8 protein-coding genes and 2 tRNA genes are annotated in these 6,348 nt (G+C 49.4%); 9 read left to right on the forward strand and 1 reads right to left on the reverse strand.

Features of this window, described 5'->3' with window-relative positions:
- Positions 1-142: 142 nt before the first annotated feature.
- The 9 genes from QF669_05415 (at position 143) to rplI (ending at position 5,843) form a co-directional block, all read left to right on the forward strand.
- Positions 143-218: transfer RNA gene (locus tag QF669_05415), tRNA-Asn, on the forward strand.
- An 84-nt stretch (positions 219-302) separates the two neighbouring features.
- Positions 303-373, forward strand: a tRNA-Gln gene (locus QF669_05420).
- Positions 374-457: 84 nt separating this feature from the next.
- On the forward strand, positions 458-1,390 hold the full coding sequence (locus tag QF669_05425; protein ID MDP6456877.1) for a ribose-phosphate pyrophosphokinase: 933 nt from the start codon (positions 458-460) through the stop codon (positions 1,388-1,390).
- 12 nt (positions 1,391-1,402) lie between these two features.
- Positions 1,403-2,104 carry a 50S ribosomal protein L25 gene (locus QF669_05430; protein MDP6456878.1) on the forward strand — a complete coding sequence of 234 codons (702 nt, stop codon included), beginning with the start codon at positions 1,403-1,405 and terminating at the stop codon, positions 2,102-2,104.
- Positions 2,104-2,667 carry an aminoacyl-tRNA hydrolase gene (gene pth / locus QF669_05435; GenBank protein ID MDP6456879.1) on the forward strand — a complete coding sequence of 188 codons (564 nt, stop codon included), beginning with the start codon at positions 2,104-2,106 and terminating at the stop codon, positions 2,665-2,667. The genes QF669_05430 and pth overlap by 1 nt, the downstream gene beginning before the upstream one ends.
- Positions 2,668-2,672: 5 nt before the next feature.
- Positions 2,673-4,721: a sodium-translocating pyrophosphatase gene (locus tag QF669_05440; protein MDP6456880.1), complete on the forward strand. Its 2,049-nt coding sequence runs from the start codon at positions 2,673-2,675 to the stop codon at positions 4,719-4,721.
- Between the two features lie 21 nt (positions 4,722-4,742).
- On the forward strand, positions 4,743-5,096 hold the full coding sequence (gene rpsF, locus QF669_05445; GenBank protein ID MDP6456881.1) for a 30S ribosomal protein S6: 354 nt from the start codon (positions 4,743-4,745) through the stop codon (positions 5,094-5,096).
- A 54-nt stretch (positions 5,097-5,150) separates the two neighbouring features.
- Positions 5,151-5,366 carry a 30S ribosomal protein S18 gene (gene rpsR / locus QF669_05450; protein MDP6456882.1) on the forward strand — a complete coding sequence of 72 codons (216 nt, stop codon included), beginning with the start codon at positions 5,151-5,153 and terminating at the stop codon, positions 5,364-5,366.
- A gap of 33 nt (positions 5,367-5,399) precedes the next feature.
- Positions 5,400-5,843, forward strand: a complete 444-nt coding sequence (rplI, locus tag QF669_05455) for a 50S ribosomal protein L9 (GenBank protein ID MDP6456883.1) — start codon at positions 5,400-5,402, stop codon at positions 5,841-5,843.
- A gap of 250 nt (positions 5,844-6,093) precedes the next feature.
- Here rplI and QF669_05460 read toward each other — a convergent pair.
- On the reverse strand, positions 6,094-6,348 hold a 255-nt coding region (locus QF669_05460), incomplete at its 5' end, for an acyloxyacyl hydrolase (GenBank protein ID MDP6456884.1).

Below are 6,348 nucleotides of genomic sequence, written 5' to 3' on the forward strand. Positions count from 1 at the left end.
AGTCTGTCGGGGAGCGGCTCGACTGTGTTTGGTATCTTCACGGAGGAGACTGAGGCTCTCGAAGCCGGAAAACAGTTTTCACCTCCAATCCAAACCTTTCTCACTTCTCCCATCAACAGATAGCTTACGACCCGCCAAACATTGGGATGTGGTCTAATTGGCAAGACACCCGGCTGTTAACCGGGATGATGCAGGTTCGAGTCCTGCCGTCCCAGCCAGTTGAATGCAGAATTGTGAAAGCGGATTACGAAATGATAGTATTATTGACCACGCAATCGCAGGTTCGCAATCCGTATTGATTTTGCCGGGTCGTCTAATGGCAGGACAGCGGCCTTTGGAGCCGTTAATCGTGGTTCGAATCCACGCCCGGCAGCTATGGGATTGATGAGAAAGTTGTTGTCTGGCAGGCAAGAAGACTTCAGTAGGTCTCTTAATTGAAAACTGGGAATCGAGAATCATGAAGATATTTAGCGGAAGATCTAATGTTCCTCTGGCTGAGAAGATAGCAGATCACTTGGGGACTGAGCTGGGAAAAGTAAACTCCCGGCAGTTCAGCGATGGGGAACTGTGGGTGAAATACGAAGAGAACATTCGAGGTCAGGATGTCTTCATCATTCAATCAACCCACCATCCGGCAGACAACATCATTGAGCTCGTTCTTATGATTGATGCTGCTGTCAGGGCTTCAGCCAGACGGGTGACCGCTGTGATTCCCTATTATGGCTATGGCCGGCAGGATCGAAAAGATCAACCAAGAGTGCCTATTTCGGCCCGCGTCATGATAGACTTAATCAGCAGTGTGGGGGTGGGTCGTATACTGGCCATGGATCTTCACTCGTCTCAGATTCAGGGTTTTACACACATACCGTTCGATCATCTTTATGCGCGGCAGGTCATTTTTGAAAGGTTGCGCGAGTTTGACCTGTCCACCGAGACTACCATGATACTTGCTCCGGATGCTGGTCGTGCACCGATGGCACAATCGTTTGCCAAACACCTTGGCGTTGGGTTCGGCCTTGTTGATAAACGGAGGACGGGTCCGAATCAGGCTGAGGTGGTTCATCTCATTGGTGATCTGAAAGGGAAGGAAGTCATCGTTATTGACGACATGATTGATACCGGCGGAACTACGATCAATGCCGCCAACGCCGCTATAGAGAGTGGTGCATCAAATGTTGTTGCCGTGGCAACACACGGTCTGTTTTCAGGAGACGCGGTGGAGCGAATCATGAGTTCGAATATTGGCAAGGTTATTGTGACGGATACGGTCAATCTTAATAAGAAGAGAGAATTTGACAAGTTGGAAGAGATATCCGTATCTGGACTGTTTGCAAGAGCAGTCGAATGTATCCACAATGGAGAGTCGGTAAGCGCACTCTTCGAGTTTTAGCAGGAGGTAATCATGGCGCAGGAATACAAACTGGAACTCGATAAAAGAACAGACACGGGAAGAAAGGCAGCAAAGAATTATAGAAGCAGCGGCAGTATCCCGGGGATTTTTTATTCCGCGGATCATGAGGCGGTCTCCTTCGTCATTGATCGAGGACATCTGCACCACGCCTTGCAGTCTGATACGCATGTTTACGCTGTCAGTGTAAAAGGCAAAAAGCTCCATGCCATTTTCAAAGAGATACAGTATCACCCGGTGACGGAGGAAATTGCGCACGTGGATCTTTTCGGCGTAAGCCTGAAGGATAAGATTGATATTGTAGTTCCAATCATTGTGGAAGGAGAAGCTGCGGGCGTGAAGACGGGTGGCATTCTGAATCAGAACATCACTGAATTGCAGATAAACTGTCTGGCAACGGAAGTTCCAGATGCGGTTCGCATTGATGTAAGTGAGTTGGAGGTAGGTGACACCATCCATGTTGAAGAGCTCGATCTAGAGGGGATCGAAATACTGACAAACCCCGAGATCACCATTGTTTCCGTTCAGGCTCCGAAAGAGGAGATTATTGAAGAGCCTGAGCTGGAAGAGGAAGAACTTGAGGGTGAAGAAGGTGACGCTGTTGAAGGTGAAGAAGTACCGACGGAAGAGGGTGAGGACAAAGGTGCGGAAAAACCATCCGATGATGGAGAGAAGGAGGAAAGTGCTTCAAAGTGATGCTGTTTATCGGTTTAGGGAATGTGGAAGATCACTATGCCGACACAAAGCACAATTTCGGATTTTGGGTGGTAGATGAGCTTGTTCGCCGCCGAAATCTCGCTTTTCGACCAGGGAAAGGAAACTATGTTTATGCTAGATCTGATGATATTTTCTGGGTTAAGCCAACATCGGGTATGAACAGAAGCGGCATCCCAGTGAAGGAGGTTCAGGCCCATTGGCAGATTGATCTGGCAGATCTTCACATCATCGTGGATGATGTAGAGCTTCCGCTGGGGACCATACGGGTTCGGCCTGCCGGTGGCGACGGATGTCACCGCGGTCTGGAATCGGTTATCTACCAACTGGGTAGCACCGACTTTCCGCGGATTCGCATGGGTATTGGCACGGAAGAGCAGATGCGACCGGCAGAAGATTTTGTTCTTAAGCCGTTCCGCAGAAAAGATGAAGAACTGGCCAGGGAGATGATACAGCGAGGTGCTGATGCAGCTGAATCAATTCTCCATCGAGGACTGGAACTGACAATGGGTGAATACAACCGCATGGAAAAGAAGGGAAACTGATTCTGATGGTCAACTACTACCTGATACCGCTGGTGGGCGTGCTGGCATTGATCTACGCCTTCTGGCGTTCAACCTGGATCAATCGGCAAGACCCCGGTGATGAGAAAATGATCGAAATAGGTCGGGCCGTGCAGGAAGGCGCCATGGCTTTTCTGATGAGAGAGTATAAAGTTCTCGCTGTTTTTGTTGCGGCGGTGGCACTGCTTCTATTCCTTGGTAACGCCACCCGAGGAACAGGCCTTGTTGCACTCTCTTTTATTGTTGGAGCTCTCTGCAGTGGGCTTGCAGGGTTCTTTGGCATGAGGGTTGCCACAGCCTCGAATAACCGTACAACTCAGGCTGCGCGAACCAGTTTGAATGCAGCGCTTGGGGTCGCCTTTGCCGGCGGCTCTGTCATGGGAATGAGTGTGGTAGGACTCGGTGTTATCGGCCTTTCGGTGCTCTTCTATTTTTATGGGGGACTCGACGCCGGTGCGGATCTGCCACGAGTGATGACCATCCTTTCCGGTTTTGCAATGGGCGCCTCGTCGATTGCGCTGTTTGCGCGCGTAGGCGGTGGAATCTTTACCAAGGCGGCTGATGTGGGTGCCGACCTCGTAGGAAAAGTTGAAGCGGGAATTCCGGAGGACGACCCGAGAAATCCGGCTACAATTGCAGATAATGTTGGCGATAATGTTGGCGATGTTGCAGGCATGGGCGCCGATCTGTTTGAATCGTATGTCGGTTCCATAATTGGTGCTATGGTGCTGGCTGCCGCCGCCGGTGCCGGCAGTCTGGTTATGCTGCCACTGGTGCTGGCCGCGGCAGGTATCGCCGTCTCCATCATTGGCACTTTTTTCGTCAGAACGAAAGAGGGTGGCAATCCGCAGAATGCGCTCAACGTTGGTACGTATGGCGCCAGTGCCTTGATGCTGCTGGTCAGCTATGTAATCATTCAGAAATTCGTTCCATCGTCCGTGTTGTTGAACGGAAAGGATGTTACAGCGATGGATATATTCTGGGCGACCGTCGCCGGCTTGGCGGCGGGAATAGTAATTGGTGGACTGACTGAGTATTATACGTCCGAAGGACGCAAGCCCGCCAGAGGAATCTCGAAGGCCAGCGAAACAGGCGCCGCCACAAACATCATCGCCGGACTTGCCAACGGAATGCAGTCAACCGCTTTTCCCACTGTTTCCATTGCGGTGGCCATCATTATCGCCTATAACCTGTCGGGTCTATATGGTATTGCAATCGCTGCCCTGGGGATGCTCTCTACGACAGGGATCCAACTGGCGGTAGATGCTTACGGTCCCATCGCTGACAATGCAGGCGGCTGTGCAGAAATGGCTGAACTGCCGTCAGAAGTGAGGGAACGGACTGATAAACTGGATGCTGTGGGCAATACGACAGCCGCAATTGGGAAAGGTTTTGCTATCGGTTCTGCTGCACTGACAGCATTGGCGCTGTTTGCCGCTTACCGGGAGACAGCGGCGGCAGCCCTCGGCGTCGAGAAACTGTCACTTGATATTAACAGACCTGATATTATGGCGGGACTGCTCGTTGGCGGTATGCTGCCGTTTGTCTTTTCGTCGTTTGCCATGCGGGCTGTTGGTGAGGCTGCCTTTGAAATGATCGAGGAAGTGAGGAGACAGTTTCGAGAGATCAAAGGCTTGCTGGAAGGGAAAGCGAGAGCTGACTATGCTCGCTGTGTGGACATCGCAACGGCGGCTGCCATTAAACGGATGATTGCTCCAGGACTATTGGCCATCCTGACGCCGGTTTTCTTCGGACTTGTCCTGAAGCAGCCGGAGATGCTGGGCGGTGTACTGGCGGGCGTTACAGTTAGCGGCGTCCTGTTAGCGATCTTCATGGCGAACGCGGGAGGTTCGTGGGACAATGCGAAGAAATATATCGAAAGCGGCAATCTGGGCGGAAAGGGATCTGAAACGCACAAAGCCGCAGTTGTGGGAGATACCGTTGGTGATCCGTTCAAGGACACTGCCGGACCGTCACTGAATATTCTGATTAAGCTGATCTCGGTAGTCTCCCTTGTCATTGCACCGATGTTCTAAGAAAGATTGGGAGGAAACAAAGTGAGATACTACGAAACGCTCTACATCATTCATCCGGATTATGACGATGAAAGACTGTCGAAAGTCCAGAATGAAGTGGACGCACGGGTGGAGAGGGAAGGCGGATCCATCATCAATTCTTATGTGTGGGGGAAGCGCCGCCTCGCTTATCCTGTGAACAAGCGACACTACGGTACTTACATGATGCTTCACTATGAAGCCAAAGAACCGATGGTGTCTAAGTTAAATAGCTGGATGGAGTTGAAGAGTGAGCTTCTTGCCTACATTACAATAAAAGTGAATGAAAAGCCTGCCGTACACGAGACTAACGGGGAGACCGTGAAGCCGGCTGAAGCAGTACGGGACAAAGACTGATCATTGATACAGCAACATTATGATTAGAATCAGTTAGGATCGGAGGAAATCGTTATGGCTATTATGGGACGTCGTCGAGTCTGCAAGTTCTGTGAGGACAGAGCGTTGCAAATCGACTATAAGAACGTAAAACTGATCAGGAAATTTGTAACGGAGCAGGGAAAGATCATTCCGGGTCGTGTGACGGGTACTTGCGCTAGGCATCAGCGTACACTGACAACGGCTATCAAGCGAGCGCGGAATATCGCCCTTCTGTCTCCGTCGGGATAGAATCATCACCGGTTTCAAGGAGGTTAAGAGATCATGAAAGTTATTCTGCGTCAGCGTGTGGAGAAATTGGGGGAAGTAGGTGATATCGTCAGAGTCAAGGACGGCTATGCGCGCAATTACCTTATTCCGAGGGGCGTGGTTGTGGAGGCGACGCCCGGGAATTTGAGAATGGTAGAATCTCTAAAAGAACAGATTGCCATGCGGGACAAAAAAGCGGCAACAGGTGCAGCGGCAGTTGCGCAGAAACTTGAAAAAGTAACTCTATCTGTGCCGATGCAGGTTGGCGAAGAGGACAAATTGTTCGGCTCCGTCACGGCTATCACAATCGCTGAGCATCTTAAGGAGCATGGATTCGATCTGAACAAGAAGGAAATACTACTGGATGATCCCATCAAAGCTCTGGGTATATACAAGGTTCCCATAAAGCTGCATACTGATGTGACAACAGAAGTGAAGGTGTATGTGATTAAGGAATAGATGACAAAACCGGTTTTCTCCGCCAGCTGGTGGATAAATTGGTTTCGGGAATTTTGATCTGCCAACTCCCCCCGTCACAAGCGGGGTTTTTTGTTGAACCACGAGGCAAGTGATAACTGATTTTACTGCGCCACCATCAATATAATTATAGATGGGAGATGGTAATTTCCTTCTTGCTAATTCTCTAAAATCGTTAAAATTATGACAATTTTTTAAATTCATTATACCTTTTAATACTTTTTAATACTTTTTAATACCTTTTAATGAAATTGAACATATAACTATTTGCCCCTGGGTTCTTGTCTCCTAAGCTAGCATTGGATATATGATTATAAGAAATTCCTAATTCACTGTTAGGAGATAGCTCTAAGGATAGCTGTATTTCACTTTTAAATTCTATAACATGTCCTAAGTCTTTCCCGTCTCCTTCGCTATATAAACCTGGTGTAAAACTTGGTGTGAAAGTTAAAGATCCTGACTGATATGGAACTTGAAAACCTGTATA

The sequence above is a fragment of the Candidatus Neomarinimicrobiota bacterium genome (assembly GCA_030743815.1).
Classification (GTDB): Bacteria; Fidelibacterota; Marinisomatia; order Marinisomatales; family S15-B10; genus UBA2146.

What these genes read in the sequence shown, in the direction of transcription:
- QF669_05425 (MDP6456877.1), top strand. Translation starts at nt 458, where the DNA reads ATGAAGATATTTAGCGGAAGATCTAATGTTCCTCTGGCTGAGAAGATA.
- QF669_05430 (MDP6456878.1), top strand. Translation starts at nt 1,403, where the DNA reads ATGGCGCAGGAATACAAACTGGAACTCGATAAAAGAACAGACACGGGA.
- pth (MDP6456879.1), top strand. Translation starts at nt 2,104, where the DNA reads ATGCTGTTTATCGGTTTAGGGAATGTGGAAGATCACTATGCCGACACA.
- QF669_05440 (MDP6456880.1), top strand. Translation starts at nt 2,673, where the DNA reads ATGGTCAACTACTACCTGATACCGCTGGTGGGCGTGCTGGCATTGATC.
- rpsR (MDP6456882.1), top strand. Translation starts at nt 5,151, where the DNA reads ATGGCTATTATGGGACGTCGTCGAGTCTGCAAGTTCTGTGAGGACAGA.
- rplI (MDP6456883.1), top strand. Translation starts at nt 5,400, where the DNA reads ATGAAAGTTATTCTGCGTCAGCGTGTGGAGAAATTGGGGGAAGTAGGT.